Source organism: Halomonas aestuarii, assembly GCF_001886615.1.
Classification (GTDB): Bacteria; Pseudomonadota; Gammaproteobacteria; order Pseudomonadales; family Halomonadaceae; genus Halomonas; species Halomonas aestuarii.
On record NZ_CP018139.1, the window covers coordinates 1060210 to 1084704 of the forward strand.

24 protein-coding genes are annotated in these 24495 nt (G+C 68.0%); 3 read left to right on the forward strand and 21 right to left on the reverse strand.

From position 1 onward, the window contains the following. Entirely contained in the window at positions 1-2319 is a 2319-nt protein-coding gene (selD, locus tag BOX17_RS04775; RefSeq protein ID WP_071942306.1) for a selenide, water dikinase SelD, read from the forward strand. A gap of 48 nt (positions 2320-2367) precedes the next feature. Here selD and senB read toward each other — a convergent pair whose 3' ends face one another. Next, complete coding sequence (senB, locus tag BOX17_RS04780; RefSeq protein WP_208858094.1) at positions 2368-3360, reverse strand: selenoneine biosynthesis selenosugar synthase SenB; 993 nt, start codon at positions 3358-3360, stop codon at positions 2368-2370. A gap of 26 nt (positions 3361-3386) precedes the next feature. On the opposite strand from senB, the gene senA reads away from it, so the two are divergent. Then, complete coding sequence (gene senA, locus BOX17_RS04785) at positions 3387-4736, forward strand: selenoneine synthase SenA (protein ID WP_071942308.1); 1350 nt, start codon at positions 3387-3389, stop codon at positions 4734-4736. Here the strand turns inward: senA and BOX17_RS04790 are convergent. The 14 genes from BOX17_RS04790 to ilvD all read right to left on the reverse strand — a co-directional run bounded on the left by BOX17_RS04790 (position 4684) and on the right by ilvD (position 18009). Beyond that, positions 4684-5709, reverse strand: coding sequence for a F0F1 ATP synthase subunit gamma (locus BOX17_RS04790; protein WP_071942309.1), 1026 nt, complete (start codon positions 5707-5709; stop codon positions 4684-4686). The two genes, senA and BOX17_RS04790, sit on opposite strands and share 53 nt — an antisense overlap. Continuing rightward, positions 5706-7247 carry a F0F1 ATP synthase subunit alpha gene (locus tag BOX17_RS04795; protein ID WP_071942310.1) on the reverse strand — a complete coding sequence of 514 codons (1542 nt, stop codon included), beginning with the start codon at positions 7245-7247 and terminating at the stop codon, positions 5706-5708. Before BOX17_RS04795 ends, BOX17_RS04790 begins: the two co-directional genes overlap by 4 nt. Next, positions 7237-8007 carry a F0F1 ATP synthase subunit B family protein gene (locus tag BOX17_RS04800; RefSeq protein ID WP_071942311.1) on the reverse strand — a complete coding sequence of 257 codons (771 nt, stop codon included), beginning with the start codon at positions 8005-8007 and terminating at the stop codon, positions 7237-7239. Before BOX17_RS04800 ends, BOX17_RS04795 begins: the two co-directional genes overlap by 11 nt. Before the next feature lie 3 nt (positions 8008-8010). Next, positions 8011-8298 carry a F0F1 ATP synthase subunit C gene (locus tag BOX17_RS04805; protein ID WP_071942312.1) on the reverse strand — a complete coding sequence of 96 codons (288 nt, stop codon included), beginning with the start codon at positions 8296-8298 and terminating at the stop codon, positions 8011-8013. Then, entirely contained in the window at positions 8295-9020 is a 726-nt protein-coding gene (locus BOX17_RS04810; RefSeq protein WP_071942313.1) for a F0F1 ATP synthase subunit A, read from the reverse strand. Before BOX17_RS04810 ends, BOX17_RS04805 begins: the two co-directional genes overlap by 4 nt. Then, the gene (locus BOX17_RS04815; protein WP_083582073.1) at positions 9011-9316 is read right to left on the reverse strand and encodes an ATP synthase subunit I; all 306 of its coding nucleotides are present in this window, start codon (positions 9314-9316) and stop codon (positions 9011-9013) included. Before BOX17_RS04815 ends, BOX17_RS04810 begins: the two co-directional genes overlap by 10 nt. Beyond that, the gene (locus BOX17_RS04820) at positions 9303-9611 is read right to left on the reverse strand and encodes an AtpZ/AtpI family protein (protein WP_071942315.1); all 309 of its coding nucleotides are present in this window, start codon (positions 9609-9611) and stop codon (positions 9303-9305) included. Before BOX17_RS04820 ends, BOX17_RS04815 begins: the two co-directional genes overlap by 14 nt. Beyond that, the gene (locus BOX17_RS04825) at positions 9608-10021 is read right to left on the reverse strand and encodes a F0F1 ATP synthase subunit epsilon (protein WP_071942316.1); all 414 of its coding nucleotides are present in this window, start codon (positions 10019-10021) and stop codon (positions 9608-9610) included. Before BOX17_RS04825 ends, BOX17_RS04820 begins: the two co-directional genes overlap by 4 nt. Beyond that, complete coding sequence (gene atpD / locus BOX17_RS04830) at positions 10018-11412, reverse strand: F0F1 ATP synthase subunit beta (protein ID WP_071942317.1); 1395 nt, start codon at positions 11410-11412, stop codon at positions 10018-10020. Before atpD ends, BOX17_RS04825 begins: the two co-directional genes overlap by 4 nt. A gap of 9 nt (positions 11413-11421) precedes the next feature. Further along, a complete protein-coding gene (arcC, locus tag BOX17_RS04835; protein ID WP_071942318.1) occupies positions 11422-12333 on the reverse strand; it encodes a carbamate kinase in 912 nt (303 codons plus the stop codon). A gap of 1 nt (position 12334) precedes the next feature. Further along, the gene (argF, locus tag BOX17_RS04840) at positions 12335-13336 is read right to left on the reverse strand and encodes an ornithine carbamoyltransferase (RefSeq protein ID WP_071942319.1); all 1002 of its coding nucleotides are present in this window, start codon (positions 13334-13336) and stop codon (positions 12335-12337) included. An 18-nt stretch (positions 13337-13354) separates the two neighbouring features. After that, complete coding sequence (locus BOX17_RS04845; protein WP_071942320.1) at positions 13355-14584, reverse strand: arginine deiminase; 1230 nt, start codon at positions 14582-14584, stop codon at positions 13355-13357. A gap of 38 nt (positions 14585-14622) precedes the next feature. Beyond that, on the reverse strand, positions 14623-16056 hold the full coding sequence (locus BOX17_RS04850; RefSeq protein WP_071942321.1) for a YfcC family protein: 1434 nt from the start codon (positions 16054-16056) through the stop codon (positions 14623-14625). Positions 16057-16320: 264 nt separating this feature from the next. After that, positions 16321-18009 carry a dihydroxy-acid dehydratase gene (gene ilvD, locus BOX17_RS04855; RefSeq protein WP_071942322.1) on the reverse strand — a complete coding sequence of 563 codons (1689 nt, stop codon included), beginning with the start codon at positions 18007-18009 and terminating at the stop codon, positions 16321-16323. 407 nt (positions 18010-18416) lie between these two features. On the opposite strand from ilvD, the gene BOX17_RS04865 reads away from it, so the two are divergent. Beyond that, positions 18417-19337: an HNH endonuclease gene (locus BOX17_RS04865; RefSeq protein ID WP_071942323.1), complete on the forward strand. Its 921-nt coding sequence runs from the start codon at positions 18417-18419 to the stop codon at positions 19335-19337. 6 nt (positions 19338-19343) lie between these two features. On the opposite strand, the gene BOX17_RS04870 is transcribed toward BOX17_RS04865, so the two are convergent. The 6 genes from BOX17_RS04870 to BOX17_RS04895 form a co-directional block, all read right to left on the reverse strand. Next, positions 19344-19931: a peroxidase-related enzyme gene (locus tag BOX17_RS04870; protein ID WP_071942324.1), complete on the reverse strand. Its 588-nt coding sequence runs from the start codon at positions 19929-19931 to the stop codon at positions 19344-19346. A 121-nt stretch (positions 19932-20052) separates the two neighbouring features. Then, on the reverse strand, positions 20053-21036 hold the full coding sequence (locus BOX17_RS04875) for a sensor domain-containing diguanylate cyclase (RefSeq protein ID WP_071942325.1): 984 nt from the start codon (positions 21034-21036) through the stop codon (positions 20053-20055). A 167-nt stretch (positions 21037-21203) separates the two neighbouring features. After that, complete coding sequence (locus BOX17_RS04880) at positions 21204-21905, reverse strand: ABC transporter ATP-binding protein (protein ID WP_208858095.1); 702 nt, start codon at positions 21903-21905, stop codon at positions 21204-21206. Beyond that, positions 21905-22675 (reverse strand): ABC transporter ATP-binding protein, encoded by a 771-nt coding sequence (locus tag BOX17_RS04885; RefSeq protein ID WP_071942327.1) that lies wholly within the window; start codon positions 22673-22675, stop codon positions 21905-21907. The genes BOX17_RS04880 and BOX17_RS04885 overlap by 1 nt, the downstream gene beginning before the upstream one ends. Continuing rightward, positions 22672-23616: a branched-chain amino acid ABC transporter permease gene (locus BOX17_RS04890; protein WP_071942328.1), complete on the reverse strand. Its 945-nt coding sequence runs from the start codon at positions 23614-23616 to the stop codon at positions 22672-22674. The genes BOX17_RS04885 and BOX17_RS04890 overlap by 4 nt, the downstream gene beginning before the upstream one ends. Then, complete coding sequence (locus BOX17_RS04895) at positions 23613-24482, reverse strand: branched-chain amino acid ABC transporter permease (protein WP_071942329.1); 870 nt, start codon at positions 24480-24482, stop codon at positions 23613-23615. Before BOX17_RS04895 ends, BOX17_RS04890 begins: the two co-directional genes overlap by 4 nt. Between the last annotated feature and the right edge of the window lie 13 nt (positions 24483-24495).

The window sequence follows — 24495 nt, forward strand, 5'->3', positions numbered from 1 at the left end:
ATGCAGCAACCGCAGCAGCCGGTGTTACGCGATATCGTGCTGGTCGGCGGCGGCCACACCCATGTCGGCGTGCTGAAGCGCTTCGCCATGCGCCCCGAACCGGGCGTGAGGCTGACCCTGATCTGCCGCGACACCCACACGCCCTATTCGGGCATGCTGCCGGGCTACGTCGCCGGGCACTACGGCTACGACGACGTGCATATCGACCTGCGCCGGCTGGCGGAGTACGCCGGGGCACGCTTCTTCCGCGACGAGGCCATCGGCATCGACCACGAGGACCGCCGGGTGCTCTGCCGCTCGCGCCCCCCGGTGCCCTACGACTGGATGTCGATCAACATCGGCTCGACCCCCCGGGTGGGCACGGTCCGCGGCGCCCACGCCCATGCCGTGCCGGTCAAGCCGATCCACCGTTTCAACGACCGCTGGCTGACGCTGCTCGAACGCATCGAGGCGCATCCCGGCAGGACCCGCGTGGCGGTGGTCGGGGGCGGGGCTGGCGGGGTCGAGCTGCTGCTGGCCATGCAGTACCGGCTGGGCCACGAGCTGGCCGCCCGGGGGCGCGACCCGGGCGAGCTCTCCTTCGCGCTCTTCACCCGCGGCGAGCGGATCCTGCCGACCCACAACCCCCGGGTGCGCACGCATTTCGAGGCCACGCTTCGCCGCCGTGGCGTCGAGGTGCACACCGGCACCGAGGTAGTCGCCGTCGAGGCGGGGCGGCTGCAGGCGGACGACGGCAGCTGGCACGGTGCCGACGAGATCGTCTGGGTGACGAACGCCGGCGGGGCCGAGTGGCTCAAGGACACCCGGCTCGAGCTGGATGACGACGGCTTCATCAAGGTCGGCGACACCCTGCAGTCGCTGTCGGACCCGCGGATCTTCGCCGCCGGCGACATCGCCCACCAGCTCCACCATTCCCGCGAGAAGGCGGGGGTCTTCGCCGTGCGCCAGGGTCGCCCGCTGGCCGACAACCTGCGCGCCGCCGTGACCGACCGGCCGCTGTCCCCCTATCACCCGCAGCGCCACTGGCTGGCGCTGATCAGCACCGGCGACCGCCATGCCGTTGCCTCCCGGGGCTGGTGGTACCTGGCCGGCGACTGGGTGTGGCGCTGGAAGGACTGGATCGACCGGCGCTTCATGGCCCGCTTCAACGCCCTCCCGCCCATGACGGAGGGCGCCATGAAGGCCCCGGCCGCGAGCCGGGTGAAACTGGACGATGAGGAGAGCGCCCAGGCGATCTCCGCCTTCGCCATGCGCTGCGGCGGCTGCGGAGCCAAGGTGGGCGCCACCACCCTCTCCCGGGCGCTGTCGACTCTTGAGCCGGTGGCGCGCGAGGAGGTCCTGGTCGGCCTGCATGCCCCGGACGATGCCGCCGTGGTGCGGGTTCCGCCCGGGAAGGACATGGTGCACACCGTGGACTTCTTCCGTGCCTTCATCGACGACCCCTACGTGTTCGGCAAGGTGGCCGCCAACCACGCCCTGGGCGACATCTTCGCCATGGGCGCCGAGGCGCAGACCGCCACCGCCGTGGCCACGGTGCCCCAGGGGCTCGAGGCCAAGGTCGAGGACACCGTCTTCCAGATGATGAGCGGGGCGGTGGAGGTGCTCAACGCCGCCGACTGCGCCCTGGTGGGCGGGCACACCGGCGAGGGCAGCGAGCTGGCCCTGGGATTCTCCGTCAATGGCCTCATCGACAGCGGCAGCATGGGGGAACGAACGGAAGACGACGGCCCGGCCGGCACGGCCCTGATGACCAAGGGCGGCCTGCGCCCCGGCCAGGTGCTGATCCTCACCAAGCCCATCGGCACCGGCACGCTGTTCGCCGCCCATGCGAGGCTCGCCGCCCGCGGACGGTGGATCGACGCGGCACTGGACAGCATGTGCCAGTCCAACCGCGAGGGGGCGGCCTGCCTGCACGAGCACGGGGCCACCGCCTGCACCGACCTCACCGGCTTCGGCCTGCTGGGGCACCTGGTGGAGATGACGCGCCCCTCGGGGGTGGATGCCGAACTCGACCTGGCGGCCCTGCCGCTGCTCGAGGGCGCCGAGGAGACGGTCGCCGCCGGCATCCTGAGCTCCCTGCAGCCCGCCAACGTGCGCCTGCGCCGGGCCATCCGCGACCAGCCGGCCTGGGTCGAGCACCCCCGCTACCCGCTGCTCTTCGACCCCCAGACCGCCGGGGGGCTGCTCGCCGGCGTGCCCGCCGAGCGCGCCGAGGCCTGCCTCGCGGCCCTGCACGCCCTGGGCTACGGGCAGGCCGCGATCATCGGTCGCGTCGAGGCTCCCGGCGAGGCACTGGAGCCCATCCGGCTCAATGGATGACGGCAGATGTCAGGCCGTTGTACCGGGCCCCCTCGTCATGGAGAGCGCTCAGGCGTGCAGCCCGCAGGCGGTGAGCACCCTGGCCAGCGCCTCGCGCTCGGCCTCGGGGGTGAACCACGGCGCCCGGGCCGCCACCTGGCGGCGCAGGCCCTCGACGAAGGCGGGCTCCGCCTCGGCGCGGCGCAGCAGGTCGCCCAGCGCCGCGGTATCGGCGACAGGGAAGTAGCCTGCATAGTCGGCGCCCAGCAGGCCGCGGTTGCCGGGGATGTCGGAGGCCAGCACCGGCAGGCCCGCCACGCAGGCCTCGCTGACCACGTTGGCCCCGCCCTCCATGCGCGAGCTGATCACCATCAGCCGGGCGCGGGCCATCCACCGGCGCACTCGCCAGCGCGGCAGGTCGCCGAGCCAGCGATAGCGCGGATTGGCCGCCATCTCCTCGCGGGCCGCCTGGGCCCATGTCTCGTCGTGGGCGCCACCCAGTTGGACGACCCGCAGCCGCGAGTCCTCCGGCAGGTCGCGCACCGCGAGCGCCGCGCGCAGCGGATCCTTCTCCTCGCGCAGGTGGCCCACCACCAGCACATCGAGCTGCCGCCGGCTCGGCCGCGGGGCGCCGGGCGGCAGGGGCAGCGCCGACTGGTGGACGACGTGCAGGCGCGGCAGGAAACGCGAGGGCAGGTCCTCGTCCAGTCCGTCGTGCAGGCCGACCAGGGCATTCGCCGCCTCGAGGCTTTCCAGGAAGGCGGCGGGATGGCTGTGCTGGAAGCGGTAGACGTCGGTGCCCGTCAGCACCACGACCAGGGGGCATCCCGGGAAGGCCTGGCGGCAGGCGAGGATGGCCCCATGGCTGCGCCAGGCATGCAGCGCCATGACCAGGTCGGGCGACTTGCCGTCGAAACGGCAGCCCGCCGGGGCGGCCTCGGGGCCGATGACCCGCACGCGGCAGCCCAGCTCGCGCAGCAGCCCCGCCCAGCGAGTCGCGGTGGCACGGTTGCCGGCGTGGGACCCTCGACCCGCCGGGGTGATCAGGGCTAGTGTCAACAACAGGGTTTCTCCTCAACGAGGTCGGCATGCGCTCCACCGCACTCAGCACACCGCCAACGCTACCCCGGGCCGCCGCCGAGCTGGCGGACATGCTGGTCGATGCCCGTGCCAGAAGCCTGGCCCTGATGCGCGATATCCTGGAGGCCCGCGAGCTCGGCCCGCGGCTGGCGATCGTCAACCCGCCGCTGTGGGAGCTCGGCCACCTCGGCTTCTTCCACGACCACTTCGCCCTGCGTGGCCTCCACGGCCTCCCCGACTACCAGCTCCCCGGGGCCGAGCGGCTGTTCGACTCCGGCAGCATCGCCCATGACGACCGTTGGGCGCTACCGCTGCCGACCCGGGACGAGACGCTGGACTACCTGTCCCGGGTGCAGAAGGAGATGCTCACGCGCCTGCCCGAGGGCGAGGCCAGCGCCGCCCAGAGCTATGTGTACCAGCTCACCACCCTGCACGAGGACATGCACGGTGAGGCCTTCCTCTATACCCGCCAGACGCTGGGCGACCCGGCCCCGGACCTGGGCACGCCACCGCCGGGCCAGGCTCCCGACGCGGCCTCGACCGGTGCCCTGCCCGGGGATGTCGCCATCCCCGGCGGGCGCCACCTGCTTGGCTCCGACGCGACCCTCCCCTTCCGCTTCGACAACGAGAAGCCGCCCATGGCGGTCGAGGTGGCTCCCTTCTCGATCGCCCGGGCACCGGTCACCAACGCCGAGTTCGCCGCCTTTGTCGACGACGACGGCTATGCGCGGCGCGAATGGTGGAGCGAGGCCGGGTGGCGGTGGCGCGAGGCACAGGGGCGCCAGGCGCCGGCCTACTGGCGCCGTGACGACCGGAGCCGCTGGGAGGTACGCCACTTCGACCGCTGGCAGCCGCTGCCCCCCCACCAGCCGGTCGTGCACGTCAGCTGGCACGAGGCCGAGGCTTGGTGCCGCTGGGCCGGGCGACGCCTGCCGAGCGAGGCGGAATGGGAGGTGGCCGCCAGCCGCGCGCCGTCGGCCGGCGGGAAGTCTCTCGCGCCCGGCAAGCGACGCTTCCCCTGGGGCGAGGCAACGCCGGATGGTGGCCTGGCCAACCTGGACGGCTGGCGGCTCGGCCCGCTGGACGTGGCGGCGCTGCCCGAGGGCGACAGCCCCTTCGGCTGTCGCCAGATGCTCGGCAACGTCTGGGAATGGACGGCCTCGCCCTTCGCCCCCTTCCCGGGCTTCACGCCCGAGCTCTACCGCGACTACTCGGCCCCCTGGTTCCGGGAGGGGCGCTACGTGCTGCGCGGCGGCGCCTGGGCCACCCGCTCGCGGCTGGCCCACACCACCTACCGCAACTTCTTCACCCCGGACCGCCACGACGTCCTGGCCGGCTTTCGCACCTGCGCTCGTTGAGCGCCGCGGCGCCTGAACGCCTGCCCTGGGGTCGGACCTTCAGGTCCGGCGGGACGTCTTGTGAGGAGAGTTGCGGGGGGGGCTTGCGAGAAGAGCTGCGCAACGCCTCGAAGCCGATGATGACGTCCAGCAGTTCGGTGGTGATGTCGTCCTGGCGCACCGTTCGCAGCTGGCCCTTCACCTCGTCCAGGCGGTCGTCCACCGACTGTTCGGCCTGCTGCATCAGGGCGAGCCGCGCGGCATTCTCGGTGACCATGGCCTCCGCCGAGGCCCGGAAGACGCTGGCGAAGATATGGCTGCGCAGCAGGGCGGCGAACAGCTCGGCGCTGGGCATCGAGTAGTCGGGCAGGGAGCGGGAGTGCCATGGCCGGTCGGCGAGCTCCGACAGGAACGCCTGCCCCAGGGGCAGCAGCGGCATCAGCACCGGCTCGTGCTGCCCGCGGCCGGCGCGCTGGGTGAAGGCCAGCGTGACCTTCCGATGGTGAGGCTCGCCGCCGCCGATCTCGTCCAGCCGGGTGACGATGCTGCCCGCCAGGCGCCCGATGCCATCCGCCGAGGCCGGGGGCAGCAGCACGCTCTCGGGGCTGAGCCCCTGCCCGGCCAGGGCGTCATTCATCTGGGCGCCGACGCACAGCACCCGAAGGGCGGCGCGTCCGGCCGTGGTCGGCCCCAGCTCCGACTGCACCTTCTCGGCGAGCAGCTCGTTGTAGTTGCCGCACAGGCCATGGTCGGAGCCGAACACCACCACGATGCTCTCGGCCGGCTCCACGGCCGGCATGGCGATGGGGCCGGTTCGGGCGACGAAGGCCTGGAGTCCGCGGCGCACCGTCCGGTGATAGGCCTCGATGGAACGGGCGGCCCGCTCGTAGGGCACGGCATTGATGGCCGAGATCGTCTTCATGGTATGCACGATCCCGCGGATGCTGGTCAGCGTCTCGTCGCGGCGGGAGAGGGCTTCAAGCGTCTGCGTCACGGCCGTCCTCCCCCTGTCCCGGGACCATCGTCGGCCTGCCCCAGCGCCTTGCGCGCCAACGAGAGGATGGCGGCGCGGTCCTCCTCGGCCAGGGGCTCGTTGCGGGCGATGCGCGTGGCGACGCCCGTCAGAGCGTCCCCGACCGACGCCCGGATGGTGTCCATGGCGGCCACCACCTCGGTCTCTGAACGCCCGTCGAACATGCCCTCCATCGCCGCCAGCAGCACCAGCAGCTGCTCCACGGCCGGTACCGGGTCCCGCTCGGGCTGGCGCAGGGCCGCCCGGACCGCCGCGCCGCGGCTCAGGCGAGCCCGGGTGGCGTCATCCAGCCGGGTGCCGAAACGGGCAAAGTCCTCCAGCTCCTCGAACTGGGACAGGGTGACGCGCAGGTTGCCGGCGACGTCCCGGAACGCGCGGTGCTGGGCCTTGCCGCCCACCCGCGACACCGACACCCCGAGGTCCACCGCCGGGAACTGGTTCTTGCGCACCAGCCGCGGCGACAGATAGATCTGGCCGTCGGTGATCGAGATGAGGTTGGTCGGGATATAGGCCGACAGGTTTTCCGCCTGGGTCTCCACCACGGGCAGGGCGGTGATGGACCCGCCCCCGGCCTCCTCCGTGAACTGGCCCGCCCGCTCGAGCAGCCTGGCATGCACGTAGAAGATGTCCCCGGGGAACGCCTCGCGCCCCGGCGGTCGTCTCAGCAGCAGCGAGAGCTCCCGATAAGAGCGGGCGTGGTGGGTGAGGTCATCGAAGACGACCAGCACGTCCCGGGCCTGGTCGGCGAAGTATTCGGCCATGGTCATCGCCGCATAGGGCGCGATATAGGCCAGGCCCGGCGCGTCCTCGTCGCCGGCAACAACCACGATGGTGTTGGCCAGCTGCCCGCTCTCCCGGAGCGCCTCGATGACCCGGGCCACCGCGTCCCCGCGCTGCCCGATGGCGCAATAGATGCTCAGGACCTCCGAGCGGGCCTGGTTGAGGATGGTATCCAGGGCAATGGAGGTCTTGCCGGTCTGGCGGTCGCCGATGATCAGCTCCCGCTGCCCCAGGCCGACCGGCACCGCGGCATCCACCGCCTTGAGGCCCGTCGCCAGCGGGCGCGTGACGGCCCCGCGGCTGAGGATGTCCGGCGCCCGGACCTCCACCGGCCGTTCGGCCACGGCGGCCACCCTGCCCTTGCCGTCCCGGGGCTGGCCGGTGGCGTCGACCACCCGGCCGACCAGGCCCGGCCCCACCGGGACGCTGATCACCTTGTGGGTGCGCCAGACATCCTCACCGGCCCTCACCCGCTCCGAGGGACCCAGCAGCACGACCCCCAGCCGGTCAGGCTCGAGGTCCAGCACCACGCCGCGAACCCCCGAGGCGAAGACCAGCAGCTCATCGGACAGGGCCCGCCCGAGTCCGGCGACCACGGCGATCCCGTCCCCCACCGTGGCGACCGTGCCCACCTCGGCCAGTACCGGCGAGGGAGCGGGGCTGTCCAGCAGGACGTCGATGAAGTCCTGCACGTCGGGACGATGCGACTCATCCGCCATGGGCGTTCACCCTGCCCGACTCGCCGCTGGCCAGGCGCTCTCCCAGCAGCTCGACCAGCTCGTCGGTGTAGCTGTCGACCGTCCAGGCGAGCTGGAGGCTGCCGATGCGCAGGACCAGGCCGGGGGACTGGCTGTCATCGGTGTCAAAGCGCAGGGGAAGGCCGGGCACCCGGGCCTCCATGGCGGCCTCGACCTCGTGGCGGGCGCCCTCCGGCAGCGGGGCATGGGTGGTGGCCACGGCTTCCTCGGCATGCTCGGCCGCCGAGGCCAGCTCCTCCGACAGGGGCTCCAGCTTGCCGATCACGTGCAGCGCGATCCGCTCCTCCAGGCGCTCGTCGGCCAGGTCGTGAAGGGCGCGGCCGGCCAGCTGGTAGAGCGTCTCGGCACTCGCCTTGTAGAGCTCCGACGTGAAGCGTTCCCGTTCGCGGGCCAGGTGCGCCAGGGTGTCCTTGCGCTCCTGCTCCATGGCCTCGTGGGCCTCGGCCAGCAAGGCATCCCGCTGCTGCTTCGCCTGCTCGCGAACCCGTTCCGCCAGGGCGTCCCGGTCGGCCTGCAGCTTCTGCTGCTGTGCCATGAACTCCGCCTCGGCGGCGGCGGCCTTCTCCTGGGCGCGCCTGGCCTCCCCCATCCGTTCGGCAATCTCGGCCTCGCGGGAATCGATGCCATTCAGGATCGGCTTGTAGAGGAAGCGCTTCAGCAGCCAGACCAGCACCAGGAAGTTGGCGATCTGGGCGAGGACCGTAACCCAGTCAATCGACATGGCTCAGCCCGCCGCCGGTTGGGTGGCTTGCAGGAAGGTGTCCATGAACGGATTGGCAAACAGCACGATCATGGCCACCACGAAACAGTAGATCGCCGTGGACTCGATCATGGCCAGGCTCACGAACAGGGTGCGTGACAGGGTAGAGGCCGAATCGGGTTGCTGGGCGATGGCGGTCAGGGCGGCGGACGCGGCCCGCCCCTCCCCCAGCGCCGGGCCAAGGGCGCCGAACGACACCGTCAGTCCCGCGGTGAGAATGGAGATGGCCGCAATCAGGGCTGCATCAGTCATCGATCTTGCTCCTTATGGTCACGTTCGCGGTCGAGATCGTGGTCGGGCTTGGGCTTCTTCACGGTGGCCGTGGCCGACGAGATATAGACGGTCGCCAGGATGGCGAAGATGTAGGCCTGGATCAGGCCGGTCAGCAGGCCCAGCACGTCCATCACCACGGGAAAGAAGAACGGCGCCACGCCCAGCAGTATGCCGGCGATGACCGCCCCGCTCATCACGTTGCCGTAGAGGCGGATGGCCAGCGAGATTCCCCGGGAGAACTCGCTGATGATGTTGAAGGGCAGCATGACGATGGAGGGCTGGATGTAGGTCTTCAGGTAGCCGCCGATGCCCTGTCGGGTGATGCCGAACAGCGGCACGGCGATCAGCACCGACAGGGCCAGGGCCGCCGTGGTCGACAGCGACGACGTCGGCGGCGTGAAGCCCGGCACGACCAGCAGCAGGTTGGACAGCGCGATGAACAGGAACAGCGTTCCCGAGAAGTAGAGGATGTGGCGCGACGACTGCGGCGAGATGTCCTCGATCTGCCGCTGGATCCCGGTGACGATCACCTCCAGGGTCGTTCGCCAGCGATTCGGCGGCACGTCCGGCCGAAGTTTCCGGGTCACGAGCATCGAGGCGACGGTAAGCATGGCCATGACGATCCAGGTGTTGACCACGGTCTCGTTGATCCCGAGGCCCCAGAGGGTGAAGACCGTCGTCTGGTCGGGTGTCAGTTGCATCCTGCCTCCTTCGCCCCGGGCGTCCGGGCCATCAGGGTGGCGATCAAGCGCACCAGGAAGAAGGCGAGCGCATAGCCGATGAAGGCCCCGCCCAGGGTGCCCCCGTCGGTCACCCACCAGCCGGCCGCCAGCAGCACCCCGATCCGCACCACGGCGCTGGGCAGCAGGACGGCCACGGGCCGGGGCCGTCGCAGCGCCAGCCGGACGCTCAGGGCCAGGCCCAGGAAATACAGGATGCTGACGGCGACCCCGGCGCCGAAGCCGGTGATCACGGCGTGCCAGTCAATCGTCATCATGCTCGCTCCCGTTGTCGTTGGCTTCCTTGCTGACCCAGGCCCAGGCAATGAAGCTGCCCAGCGCCACGCCCCCCAGGATCAATGCAATGGTCCAATTGAACGCCTGCGGCATGTGGCGATCGAGCCATAGCCCGAGAAAGGCGCCGCCCACGGTGGGCACCGCGACCGACCACCCGATCATGCCGAAGACCCCGAGCCCCCGCAGCGGGCTCGCGCCGGGGTCGTCCCGCGCCTTCTCCCGGCGTCGGGCGCGACGGCCGATGTCCTCCACCGGAGACTTCCGCTTCGGGGTCATGGCGTCTTGGGCCGCTGAAGGTCGGCAAACCGCCGCACGATGCCCGCCTCCAGACGGGTCAGGGCGGAGCGGGCCACCCGCTCGTCTTCATCCATCTCGATGAAGCTCTCCTGCACGGTCTCCCTCAGCGAGGCCAGGTCAGTGCCCTGGACGCCCCGCCGGATGGCAATGTCCACGTCATGCCCCTTCTTCACCAGGATCCCCTCGTCGATGCCGAAGATCTGTTCCTCGCCGTCCGCCAGGGTCAGGATCAGCACGGAGGGCACCAGCGCGGTGACGAAGTCGATATGGTTCGGCAGCATCCCGAAGGCCCCGTTTTCCGCCTCCGCAAACAGCCGGGTCGCCGCGCCCTCGAACAGGGTCCGGGTCGGCAGCCGCAGGGTCACCTGCATCTCGTCCGCCAGGCTCATGCCTCCACCTCCAGGTCGGAGAGGGCCCCGATCATGTAGTAATCGCCCTCGTCATGCTCGAAACGGGTCTGGTTCAGGATGGTGTCGCACCCCTCGAGGGTATCGTCGATGGACACGCGCTTGCCCTCGGTCCCGGTGAAGGAGCCGGTGGTGAAGAAAGGCTGGGTCAGGAAGCGCTCCAGACGGCGGGCACGGGCGACGGTGGCCCGGTCGGCGGCCGAGAGCTCCTCGATGCCCAGCATGGCGATGATGTCCCGAAGCTCCTCGTACTCGGCCAGGGTGCGGCGCACCGCCCGGGCGATGTCGTAATGACGCTGTCCCACCACCGACGGCGTGAGCATGACCGAGGAGGAGGCCAGGGGATCGATGGCCGGGTACAGGCCTTCGCTGGCCCGCTTGCGCGACAGCACGACCGAGCCCGACAGGTGGGAGAAGATATGGGCGGCCGCGGGGTCGGTGAAGTCGTCGGCCGGCACGTAGACGGCCTGGACCGAGGTGATGGCGGCCTGGCGGGTGGAGGTGATGCGCTCCTCCAGCTCCGCCAGTTCAGTGGCCAGCGTCGGCTGGTAGCCCACCCGCGAGGGCATGCGGCCCATCAGCCCGGAGACCTCGGAGCCGGCCTGCACGAAGCGGAAGATGTTGTCGATCAGCAGCAGCACGTCCCGCTGCTGCTCGTCGCGGAAATACTCCGCCATGGTCAGCGCGGTCTTGCCGACCAGGAATCGCACCCCGGGCACCTCGTTCATCTGGCCGAACAGCATCACGGTGTTGTCACGCACGCCGGCCTCGCCCATCTCGCGGTAGAGCTCTTCCGCCTCGCGGGAGCGCTCACCGATGCCGCAGAAGAGGCTCACGCCCTTGTGCTGCTGAACCGTGTTGTTGATCAGCTCGGTGATCAGCACCGTCTTGCCCACCCCGGCGCCACCGAACAGGCCGGTCTTGCCGCCCCGCTCGAGGGGCGACAGCAGGTCGATGGCCTTGATGCCGGTCTCGAGTATCCTGCTGCGCACGACCCGATCCTCGAGCCGCGGCGATGGCTGATGGATGGACCGCCGGTCCGCGCTCACCGGGGCGGCCTTGCGGTCGATCGGCACGCCGAACACGTTGAGCATGCGCCCCAGGACGGCGTCGCCGACGGGCACCATGATCGGCGCGCCGGTGGCCCGCACCGGCATGCCGAGCCCCAGCCCCCTGACCGGTCCCAGCGCCATGCAGCGCACCACCCCATTGTCCGCCAGGCCGGCCACCTCCAGGCCGATCTTCCCGGCGTAGAGCAGTTCGCGGATGCCGGGGACCAGCCCGGCAAACCTGACATCCACGACGCCACCGCGAATGGCGACAATGGAACCGGTGTCGTCCTCGGGTGGGATCTGTGCTTCATGCTGCGTCATCAGCGCATCCTATGCGTCGGCCGACACCCGCGTGCCTGCCGTTCCCTCCAGTATGGCAAGGGCATCGACCAGCCGGCCGATGCCGCTGATGCCCCCATTCTCCGCAAAGTCGCAGGCGGCCACCAGCTTGGGCCCCATGGAACCGGCCGGCAGGGCCATCTCCCGGGCCTCGGCCACCGTCAGGGCATGAACCGGGGTCGCGGTATCCGTGCCGTAATCCCGGTACACCGCCTCCACATCGGTCAGCAGCAGCAGGGCGTCGGCGCCCAGCTGGCGCGCCAGCAGCGCGCTGGCGGCATCCTTGTCGATCACCGCCTCCACGCCGATCATGCTGCCATCCTCCCGGCGCAGGACCGGGATCCCGCCGCCCCCGGTGCAGACCACCACCACCCCCTGGGCGAGCAGCAGCTGCAGTACCCGCAGGTCCGGGATCTCCAGCGGCGTCGGCGAGGGCACGACCCGGCGCCACTTGTCGCCGTCCCGGGCGATGTGCCAGCCGGCCGCCGACGCGCGACGCTCGGCCTCGTCGCGCTCGTAGACCGGCCCGACGAACTTGGTGGGATGGCCGAAGGCCGGGTCCTCGGGATCCACCACCACCTGGGTCAGCAGGGTGGCCACCGGGCGATCGTGGTCGAGCGCGTTTTCCAGTTCCTGTTCGATCATGTAGCCGATCATGCCCTCGGTCTCGGCGCCCAGCACGTCCAGCGGGTAGGCCTCGTCCGGCCGATAGGCCGCGCCCTGAAGCGCCAGCAGGCCCACCTGGGGGCCGTTGCCGTGGGTGATCACCAGCTGGTGCCCGGCCCGCACGATCTCGGCCAGCGCACGGACCGCCACCTGCACGTTACCGCGTTGTGCCGCGGCCGTCAGGGGCTCGCCGCGCTTGAGGAGGGCGTTGCCGCCCAGTGCCGCCACCACCAGCATGTCAGCCTCCCAGGGTCGCGACGAGCACCGCCTTGATGGTGTGCAGCCGGTTCTCGGCCTGGTCGAAGACGATGGAGGCGGGGCTCTCGAACACCTCCTCGGTCACCTCCATGGAATCGATCCCGAAGGTGTCCTGCATCTCCTTGCCCACCGTGGTCTCGGTGTTGTGAAACGCCGGCAGGCAGTGCATGAAGCGTACCCGGGGATTGCCGGTCCTGGCCATCAGGTCGGCGTTCACCTGGTAGGGCATCAGCAGCTTGATGCGCTCGGCCCACTTCTCCTTGGGCTCGCCCATGGAGACCCAGACATCGGTGTAGACGACATCGACCCCGGCCACGGCCTCGTCGATGTCGTCGGTGATCATGATCCTGGCCCCGGTCTCTGCCGCGAGCGCCCTGGCCTCCTCCTGGACGGCCGGGGATGTCCAGCAGGCCCGGGGGGCGCACAGCCGCACGTCCATGCCCATCTTGGCCCCGCCGATCAGCAGGCTGTCCCCCATGTTGTTGGCGGCATCGCCGACGAACACGAAGGACACCTCGCGCAGCGGCTTCTCCACGTGCTCCTGCATGGTCAGCAGGTCCGCGAGGATCTGGGTGGGGTGGAACTCGTTGGTCAGGCCGTTGTAGACCGGCACTCCGGCATGGGCGGCCAGCTCCTCCACGATGGCCTGCCCGAAGCCTCGGTACTCGATGGCATCGTAGACCCGGCCCAGGACCCGGGCGGTGTCCTTCACCGACTCCTTGTGGCCGAGGTGGTTGCCGGTGGGGCCGAGGTAGGTGACGCGGGCGCCCTGGTCGTAGGCCGCCACCTCGAAGCCGACCCGGGTGCGGGTGGAGTCCTTCTCGAAGATCAGCGCGATGTCCTTGCCGTTGAGCGTCGGCACCTCGGTGCCGGCGTACTTGGCGGCCTTGAGGTCAGCGGAAAGCTTCAGCAGGAAGTCGATCTCCTGCGGGGTGAACTCACGCAGCGTCAGGAAGTGCCGGTTCTTGAGATTGAATGCCATGGTGCGGTTCCTTCCCTGTCAGATCGGATCACGGCGGGTAGGGCAGCTCATGCAGCGGCCGCCGCCGCGCCCCCGGCCCAGCTCGGCACCGGGAATGGCCAGCACCTCGATGCCCGCCGCCTCCAGTGCCGCATTGGTGTCATCGTTGCGGTCATAGCCCACGACGACACCGGGGCTCAGCGCCAGCACGTTGTTGCCGTCGTTCCACTGCTCGCGCTCGCGCTCCTCCGGGGTATCGCCACCGGTGGGCACCACCTCGAGCGTCGGGTAACCGAGGGTTTCCGCGACCAGGTCGAAGAGGTGGCGCGGGTCCTGACGGAAGGCCAGAGTCTTGCCCCCCTCACCGGGACGCAGGTCGTAGCAGACCACCGCATCCGCGACCTCCTTGAAGGCGGTCACCACGTTGCCGCCACAGAAGGTGAAGACCGTGTCCAGGTGCATGGCCGAGCGGGTCCTGGGGAGCTGGCAGGCGATCACCCGGTGCACGCTGCCCTCCTCGAACAGCGCCTTCGCCAGCTGGCCGATGGCCTGGGGCGAGGAACGCTCGCCCATGCCCACCAGCACCGTGCCGTGCCCCACCGGCATGACATCCCCGCCCTCGAGGGTGGCGAGGCCGTGGTCCGCCAGGGGGTCTCCCCAGTGGACCTTCACCCGGCCCGCGAAGGCCGGATGGAAGGCATAGATGGCGGCCATCAGCAGGGTCTCCGGCCTGCGTGCGCTCCAGAACATCGGGTTGAGGGTGACACCACCGTGGATCCAGGCACTGTTGTCGCGGGTGAACAGGAAGTTGGGAAGGGGCGGCAGCACGAAGCCAAAGTGGCCGAGATGGTTGCCGAAGAGCCCCACCGGATCGAAGGGCAGGTCTCCCACCTCCAGGCCGCCGATCAGGAACTCGGCCAGGGTCCTGCTCGGCAGTTCATCCATCCAGGCACGCAGGTCCGACACCATGCCCACCCCGATGTGGTTCCAGGTGATGCGGTGGTCCAGCACCCAGGTGCGGGCTTCTCCGATATCGAGGGTCTCGGCCAGCAGCTCGTTGACGTCGAGGACCTCCACGCCCCTGCCCCGCATCACGCCGGCGAAGACGTCATGATCCTTCTGGGCCTGCTTGACCCAGAAGACGTCGTCGAAGAGCAGCGCATCACAGTTGGAGGGCGTCAGCCGCCGATGGGCCAGGCCCGGGCGACAGACGATCACCTGGCGCAGGGTGCCGGTCTCGGAATACACGCCAAGGGTCGCGTCAGACATGGTGTGACTCCTTGTCATCAGTCATCACAACAGGGGCATCACAGCAGCGTGCCGATACTGATGACCACGCTGATGAAAACCGTCAGCATCAGCAGCAGCGGCCAGATGAAGGCGAGCCAGCGGTCGTAGGAGATGCGACCGATGGCAAGGCCCCCGACCACCACCGCGAAGGTGGGGTTGATCAGGTTCACCAGGCCATTGGCGGACTGGTAGGCGGTCACCACCAGGTCCCGTCCGACATTCGCGAAGTCTGCCAGCGGCGCGAGGATCGGCATGGAGAGCACGGCCAGGCCGGAGGACGAGGGCACGAAGAAGCTCATGCCCACTTCTATCCAGAACATCAGGTTGATGAAGGCCAGCTTCGGCAGATCCCCCAGCAGGGCCTCGGCGCTGTGCAGGATGGTGTCGGCGATCATGCCCTGCTCCATGATCACCACGATGCCCCTTGCCAGGCCGACGACCAGGGCCACGCCCAGCAGGTCTTGGGCACCGTCGACGAAGCTGCTGGTCAGCTTCTTCTCACCCAGCCGGGCGATGAGGCCGATCAGGATGGCCGCGCCGAAGAACAGGGCCCCCATGCGCGCCATCCACCAGCCCTGGGTGGAGACGCCCCAGATCATGACCGCAAAGGTCAGGGCAAAGATCGAAAGAACAATCATCTGGGTGGTATCGAGCGTGGCGCTGTGCGATTTCAGGAACAGTTTCCGGTGTGCATCCCACTGGTGAGCCACCACGGAGCTAGACGGATCGGTCTTGATGCGCGCGGCATAGCGCATCACATAGGCGATGCAGATCAGCAGGCCGCCAATCAGCAGGATGAAGCGCAGCACGATGCCATCGGTGAACGGGATGTTTGCCGCGTTGGCCGCAATGCCCGTGGCAAAGGGGTTGATGGTGGACCCGAGCACCCCGATGCCGGCGCCAATCAGGATGATGGCCACGCCGGTGACGACATCGTACCCGGCCGCCAGTATCACCGGGATCAGGATGGCGTAGAAGGCGAGGGTTTCCTCCGCCATGCCATAGGTCGTTCCCCCCAGGGCAAACAGCGTCATCAGGATGGGAATCATCCAGATCTCATGGCCCTTCAGGTGGCGCATGGCACTGCGAATGCCGGTGTCGATGGCCCCGGTGGCGTTCATGACCCCCAGAAACCCCCCGAGGAACAGCACGAACAGCGCCACATCGATGGCGTTGGCGGCATAGCTGTCCGGGTCGTAGAAGCCGGCGGTGGGCGCCAGCATGACCTCGACGAATCCCTGCGGGTTGGACTCCACCGTCTGGTAGGTGCCGGGCACGGCTAGCTCGCGCCCGACCTCCTCGTTCATGACCCGGTCGTATTGTCCGGCCGGGATGATCCAGGTCAGGGAAGCGACAAGAATGATCAGGCCGAAAAGAATGGTGTAGGCGGTGGGGAATCGCGAGGCGAGGTCACGTTCCACGTCGGGGGGTGGCTGGTCGTCCTTGGTCATGGCGTGTCTCCCGGTCAACACTTGCGTGTCATCAACCGCACGTTCGAGGCCGCATCAGGCCATCGACGACCTCGGCAGGCACCTTCGCTACGCGACGCGAGCCTGTCTTGACGCAGGATAGTCCAAGCCGCCGGACCCGGTGGCCGGCGGTGACGCAGACGGGAGAGCACCGCGCGGCGGAGCCGGGGCCGCGCGGTGCATGGTGGGACCCCGCGGCCAAACGACGCAGGCCGCGGGCGGGGAGGCAGCGGAGGTCGGGGAGGGTCACTCCGGCAGGTCGGTCACCGCCCCGGTGGAGGCCGAGCTGACCGTCCTGGCGTACTTCGACAGCACCCCTCGCGCGTAGCGCGGCTCTGGCTGGTGCCAGGCGGCGCGACGGCGGATCAGCTCCTCGTCGGGCAGGTCGACGTCGATGGTGTCGGCCTCGGCATCGATGGTGATCAGGTCGCCGTCCTCCAGCAGCGCCAGGGGGCCACCGTCGAAGGCCTCGGGCGTCACGTGGCCCACCACGAAGCCGTGGCTGCCGCCGGAGAAGCGACCGTCGGTGATCAGCGCCACCTCGCTGCCGAGCCCCCGGCCCATGATCGCCGAGGTGGGCGTGAGCATCTCGCGCATGCCGGGGCCGCCCTTGGGCCCCTCGTAGCGGATCACCACCACGTCGCCGGCCACTACGGTGCCATCGTTGATGCGCGCCTGGGCCTCCTCCTCGGAGCCGAACACCCGGGCGGAGCCTGCGAAGCGCGTGCCCTCCTTGCCGGTGATCTTGGCCACCGCCCCTTCCGGCGCCAGGTTGCCGAAGAGGATGCGCAGGTGGCTCTCGGCCTTCACGGGCTGGTCCAGCGGGGCGATGATCCGCTGGTCATCCGGATACGGGGCGACGTCGGCCAGGTTCTCGGCGAGGGTGCGACCGGTCACCGTCAGGCAGTCGCCGTGGAGCAGGCCGGCATCGAGCAGGGTCTTCATCAGCGGCTGGATGCCGCCGATCGCCACCAGCTCGCTCATCATGTAGTGGCCGCTGGGGCGCAGGTCGGCGACCACCGGGACGCGCTTGCCGATGGTGGTGAAATCCTCGAGGGAGAGCTCGACGCCGATGGTGCTGGCCATGGCGACGAGGTGCAGCACCGCGTTGGTGGAGCCGCCCAGGGCGATCACCACGGTGATGGCATTCTCGAAGGCCTGGCGCGTCATGATGTCCGAGGGCTTGATGTCATGCTCGAGCAGCGCGAGCACCGCCTCGCCGGCGGCATGGCAGTCGTCGCTCTTCTCGCGGGAGATGGCATTCTGCGCCGAGCTCCCCGGCAGGCTCATGCCCAGCGCCTCGATGGCCGAGGCCATGGTGTTGGCGGTGTACATGCCCCCGCAGGAGCCGGGACCGGGAATGGCAGTCTCCTCGATCTGCTTCACCTCGATCAGGTCCAGGTCGCCACGGCTGTAGGCCCCCATGGCCTCGAACACCGAGACGATGTCGGTGTGGCCCTCGCCGGGCAGGATGGTGCCGCCGTAGACGAAGACGCTGGGGCGATCCAGCCGCGCCAGGCCCATCAGGCAGCCCGGCATGTTCTTGTCGCAGCCGCCGATGGCCACCAGGCCGTCGAAGCCCTCGCAGCCGGCCACCGTCTCGATGGAGTCGGCGATCACCTCCCGCGACACCAGCGAGTACTTCATGCCCTCGGTGCCGTTGGCGATGCCGTCGGAGATGGTGATGGTGTTGAAGATCACCCCCTTGCCGCCGGCCGCATCGGCGCCGTCGCTGGCCCGGCGGGCCAGCTCGTCGATATGGCTGTTGCAGGGGGTCAGGTTGCTCCAGGTGGAGGCGATGCCCACCTGGGGCTTCCTGAAGTCGTCGTCGGTGAAGCCCACCGCCCGGAGCATCGCGCGGCTGGCGGACTTGCCGACCCCGTCTACCACCTCGGCGGAATGGCGGCGACGGGGATCCTCGGGCGTATCGGACATGGGGGCCTCCTCTGATCGATCATGATGGACCCCCAGAGAGTGGCCTTCCTGGCGCAGCCTGGCAACCGCTCAGGCCGGACGCACCCTCCCCGCCCGCTGGCCCGCCTTGCAGCAGGGCCTGACCCTCTACACCTTCTTCAGGGTCTACCACCGCCTAACCTACAGCGAGGACGACCCCTACCGCTCGGTTCTCTGCCAGACGCCGATAGGCCCTCGCGAGATTCACGAATTCCACCTGGAGGAAGGCGAGTTCGCCGTGGTCGCCCCTCTCGCAGGCGAAAGGGGCGACAGCGTGCTGCTGCATGAGAGTCAGTTAACGCCGGTGCTGCAGCTGCTGGAGGAGTGTAAAACTCAGTCATCTTGATTAGGATGACTGAATACGTGAGTCATTCTCCAAGGAGGCAGCTTTGCTGAATATCGATCACCGTATTCGACAGGCGGCCTTCAAGCGTCTGGAGACAATCTGTCGAGAGTACTCCGGTGACGTCCCCTGGGAAGAAATTGCCGAACCTGTTCGTTTCGACGACAGTGCCTTCTTCCTAGCCAGTAAAGCCATCGGCATCTTCAAGCCCAAGCAGATGCCAGACGGTATCTTGAGCATAAAGACTGTCGTGCCAAAACATGGCCGCATCAACATCTATTCCGATGGAGCGAGCGATGACGGGGGTTTCTGGTATTCGCTTGAGTCAGGAGGGCTCACGAAACCGGCGAATCGTCAGTTGATAATCAGCTACGAACGAAAAGATCCCATCATTTATTTCATGGGAGTCGCACCCGGCCGATATTTTCCTTTATGGCCTTGCTATATCGATAGCGTCGACATAGGTAACGAGATATGTCATGTCAGCATGCGTGATCAACTCGGCGTCATGCGAAATGTGGCTGAGCCAACAGCAAGCTATCAGGTCGATGACATTGAAAAACGCTACATCATCCGTGAGGTAAAGACTCGGGTACACCAGGCCGAATTTCGTGCCAGAGTCATGCAGGCATACTCCAATCGGTGTGCCATGACGGGGCTACCCGTACTTCAGTTGCTTGAGGCAGCCCACATCATCCCCGACAACCACCGCGCCAGCACTGCCGAGGTCAGCAACGGGATCTCGCTGAGTCGCCTACACCACCGAGCCTATGACGCTGGCTTGGTCGGTATCGATCCAGACTTTAAGGTCCATCTCAACGAAGAGTTGCTGGCCACAAAGGACGGCCCACTGCTTGAAAGCATGAAACAGCTCAATGGCCAGCAAATTTCGCTTCCCCGAAATTCTAAGCAAAGGCCCAACAGAGAAGCCCTTGAGCTGCGTTACCAGCAGTTTCTTAACAAGTAGCGTGCCTCACTTCTCCCGCGGCACCCGCCCCATCAGGTAGAACTCCTCGTTGGGGGGCGTGCCGGTCAGGGTGACCAGGCGGTTGGAGAGGCCGAAGAAGGCGGTGATGGCGCCGATGTCCCAGATGTCGTCCTGGGTAAAGCCGGCCGTCTTCAGCCGTGCCTCCCACTCGTCGGTGAGCTCCCCCACCTCCAGGCCGCAGTAGAGGGCGAAGTCCAGCATCACGCGGTGGCGCTCGCTGATGGGCGCGGTGCGATGGTTGATGGCCACCTGGTCGGCGAGCAGCGGGTCCTTGGCGTAGATGCGCACCAGGGCACCGTGGGCCACCACGCAGTAGAGGCAGCGGTTGCGGGCGCTGGTGGCCACCACGATCATCTCCTTCTCGGCCTTGGTGAGCGTGTCGGACTCCCGCTCCATCAGGGCATCGTGGTAGGCGAAGAAGGCCCGGAACTCGGCCGGGCGGTGGGCCAGCATCAGGAAGACGTTGGGCACGAAACCGGCCTTCTCCTGCACCGCCAGCATGGCGTCGCGGATATCGTCGGGCAGGTCGTGGATCGATTCGGGGATGGGAAAGCGGCTGATCGGTGCGGTCATGGAGGCTCCAGGCATCATGGTAGTTGGGAATGCCACCAAGATAGCAGTTAACGTCAACGTCAACATGCCGGCAAAGGTCGAACGATGGCACAGACGTTGAATCACCGGTACGCCATCGATTTCACTCGTTTGAGAACACCACCCGATTCCGCCCGCCCTTCTTGGCGCGGTACAGCGCCTGGTCGGCGCGTTCCAGCATCTGCTCGAGCGTATCGTCTTCCCCGCCGACGGGAGTGACACCGATGCTGACGGTGCAGGAGATCGAAGTGCCTTTGTTGATGTCGATCGTCAGGGCTTCGAAGCTCGAGCGGATCCGTTCAGCCAATGCTTCGGCTTGATCCGGCGACGTTTCCGGCATCAACAGGGCGAACTCCTCACCACCCAGTCGACCAAACAGGTCGGACTCGCGAACCATATCCATGGTCAGATTGGCGAGGCCCGCGATGACGATATCCCCGGCAGGATGTCCCCAGGTATCGTTGACCGACTTGAACTTGTCGATGTCCATGATGGCCAGGGAAATCGGGTGCTTGTACCTTGCAGCACGTCGCAGTTCCGATTTCGCCTGGATCATCCACGCCCGCCGGTTCATGGCCCCGGTCAGGACGTCCGACGATGCCGTCTGGCGCAGCTCGATGCTGTCGATCAGGATCTTTGCGAAATTGGAAAGGATATCCACTTCTTCGGACGAGAACTCACGTGGCGCGGTTCCCATCACGCACAGGCTGCCGATGTTGTATCCATCCGGCGTGGTCAACGGGACGCCGGCGTAGCACACGATATTGGGATCCCCCACCACGAAGGGATGATCGGCATAGAGGGAATCTGACCGAGCATCGGGAATGAGAAGCGCGCCGGACTGGTCGATGGTCCTGGAGCAGAAGGAAAGTTCGCGCTCGAACTCCTGCACGCCAATACCGCGTCTCGCCTTGAACCAGTGTCGACGCCGGTCGATCAGTGAGACCCCGCTCATCGGCACCTTGAGGACCTGACGGACGAGGGTGGCCACGTTCTCGAAGGCCATATCCTCTTCGGTATCCAGGATCTCAAGCCGCTCCAGGGCCCGGACTCGACCCTCTTCATCATCCAGCTTCACCTCGAACATGCAGCCCCCTCCCCATCCCTGAATTCATTCATGTCCAAACTAGCATGGGGCCTACCTGTAACACGCACCAAAAAACATGTTGTGCCAGTTTTTCAGGAGAAATCCGGAAGCCACTCCCTGGATGAAGGGATGACCATGATCTCTTCGGCGCAAGCGCTGGCCCCTGCTCAGGCGACGGAGAGGTAGCGCTCCTGGAGCTCGGGGTTCTCGCGCAGCTCGGCGGTGGTGCCGGCATAGGCGACCTGCCCCTTCTGCAGGATGTAGGCCTTGCGGGCGTGGCGCAGCGCGAAGGGCACGCTCTGGTCGGTGAAGAGGATGGTGGTGGTGCTCGCCAGGTCGTCGATCAACTCGCCGATCTGGTGGACGATGACCGGCGCCAGCCCCTCGTTGGGCTCGTCGAGCAGCAGCAGGCGCGGCTCGGTGACCAGCGCCCGGGCGATCGCCAGCATCTGCTGCTGGCCCCCCGAGAGGGTGGCGCCGTCCTGGTGGCGCAGCTCCGCGAGCATCGGGTAGGTGTCGAGCACCCGCTCAGGCGTCCAGCGCCGCTCGCCCTGATGGCCGGGCTGCATCGCCACCTCCAGGTTCTCGTAGACGCTGAGCCCGGGGAAGATGCGCCGGTCCTCCGGCACCAGGGCGATGCCGAGCCGGGCGATGCGGTGGGCCGGCATCCCCTGGATGTCCTGCCCCTCGAACACCACCCGCCCCTGCCGCGGCGGCGTGACCCCCATGATGCTCTTGAGCGTCGTGCTCTTGCCGGCGCCGTTGCGCCCCAGCAGGCAGACGACATCGCCGGCCTCGACCTCCAGGCTCACGCCCTGCAGGGCATGGCTCTCGCCGTAGTAGGTGTGGATATCCTCGACTGTCAGCATCAGGATGCCGCCTCCTCTTCTTCCTCGCCGAGATAGGCGCGCTTCACCTCGGGGTCGTTACGGATCTCCTCGGGCGTGCCCTCCGCCAGCCGCTGGCCGCGGTGCATCACCAGGATGCGGTCGGCCAGGCCGAACACCACGCTCATGTCGTGCTCGGTGACGAGGAAGGTGTAGTCGCCGGAGTCGGCCAGCTTGCGGATCAGGTGGGTGACATGCCGGGTCTCCTCCGGGGTCATGCCCGCCGTGGGCTCGTCGAGCAGCACCAGGTGCGGGCGGGTCGCCAGCACGATGGCGATCTCGAGGAGCCGCTTGTCGCCGTAGCTGAGCACGCCGGCGCGCTGCTCCGCCAGGGCCTCGAGCCCCAGCCGTTCGAGCAGGCTGTAGGCCTCGTCGATGATCTCGCGGTCGCGAGAGGCCAGTCGCAGCATCGACAGCGCCTTGCCGTGGAAGGCGGTCAGCGCGACCTCGACGTTCTGGCGCACCGAGAGCTCCTGGAAGATGTTGGTGATCTGGAAGGAGCGGGAGATGCCCAGCCGGCTGATGCGGTGCGGGGGCAGCCCGGTGATCTCGTCGCCCTCGAAGTGGATGCTCCCCGAGGTCGGCGTCATGCGCCCCGAGATCATGTTGTAGAAGGTCGTCTTGCCCGCGCCGTTGGGCCCGATCAGGGCCACGGTCTCCTGCGGCTGCACGTCGAGGGAGACCCCGTCGACGGCGTGCACGCCGCCAAAGGTCTTGGTCAGGTCGCGGATCGAGAGAATGGGTTCGGTCATCGTCTCAGCACCCGGTCGAGCACGGTACCGAGGATACCGCGGCGGAAGAACATCACCATCAGCGCCAGGATGATGCCGAGGAACAGCATCCAGTGGTCGGTGTAGCTGGTGATCCAGGTCTCCAGCAGCACGAACACCATGGCGCCGAAGAAGGGCCCCAGGAAGTAGGCCGACCCACCGAGGATGGTCATCAGCACGGCCTCGGCGGAGTGGCTCCAGTGGATCATGTCGGGGCTCGCCACCCGGTTGAAGGGCGCGAAGAGCCCGCCGGCGAGCCCCGCGAAGAGCCCCGCCACGATGAAGGCGATCAGCCGGAAGCGCCGCTCGTTGAGCCCGCAGAACGACACACGCTCGGGGTTCTCGCTGATGGCCTTGAGGATCAGGCCGAAGGGCGAGCGCGTGACGAGGTAGAGCAGCGCCGCGGCGAGCACCACCACCACCAGCACCACGTAGTAGTAGACCAGCGGGTTGGCGAGCTGCAGGTCGAGGCCCAGGCCGAACTCGGTGAGGGGAAAGCCGGTGATGCCGTCGCTGCCGTTGGTCACGCTGCGCCACTGGTGAGCCACGGCGAACACCATCATGCCGAACGCCAGGGTCAGCATGGCGAAGTAGACCTCGTTGAGCCGCACGCAGAAGAAGCCGATCACGGCGGCGAGCAGCATCGAGGTAAACATCGCGGCCAGCAGCGTCCAGACCAGCGGCACCTGCAGGTGGAGCAGCAGCATCGCGGTGGTGTAGGAGCCCATGCCGAAGAAGGCGGCATGCCCGAAGGAGAGCATGCCGGTGTAGCCGAACACCAGATTGAAGCTGGCCGCGAAGAGACCCATGATCAGGATCTCGGTGGCCACGAAGATGTAGAAGTAGGAAACGCCGTAGGGCAGCAGGAAGAGCGCGGCCAGGACCAGCCCGAGCACCCCGAAGATCATCAGTCGTGTGGTCATGCGCTCGCCCCCTTGCCCATCAGGCCCTGGGGCTTGATCAGCAGCACCAGCGCCATGCCGATGTAGGGCAGCACGAGGTTGATCTCGGGCAGGAAGCGCCCGCCGAAGCCATGGATGAAGCCCAGCACCAGCGCCCCGAGCAGGGTGCCGGGGAAGCTGCCGAGCCCGCCGATCACCACCACGATGAACGACTCGATGATGATCTTCTCGCCCATCGCCGGCCCGATGGCGCGCATGGGTGCGGCCACCACGCCGCCCACGGCGGCGATCCAGGCGCCGAAGGCGAACACGCCGGTGATCACCATGGGCACGTTGATCCCGAGGGTCTGGGCCATCTCCCGGTCCAGCGCCGCGGCGCGCACGATGCGCCCCAGGCGGGTGCGGGTGAACAGCAGCCACAGGCCCAGCATCATGGCGATCCCGACGGCGATCACGAAGAGGCCGTAGACGGGATAGTTGACGCCGAACACGGAGAAGGTGCCGGTGAGCAGCGCCGGCGGGTCCACCACCTGGATGGACGGCCCCCAGATCATCCGCACAGACTCGTCGATGATCAGCAGCAGGGCGAAGGTGAGCAGCAGGCTGTCGGTGATGTGGCGGTCATAGACCATTCGCAGCATCAGCCGCTCGATGGCGATCGCCACCACGGCCACCAGCAGCGGGGCCACCACCAGCGCCACCCAGAACGACAGCCCGAGCAGCCCCATCGCCGTGTAGGCGAAGTAGGCGCCCAGCATGTAGAGGGCCCCGTGGGCAAAGTTGATGACGTTGAGCACGCCAAAGATGATGTTGAGGCCGACAGCGATGACGAAGAGCAGCAAGGCGATGTCGAGGCTGTTCAGCAGTGCGGCAATGAAGCTCTGCATCGTGGACTCCCCG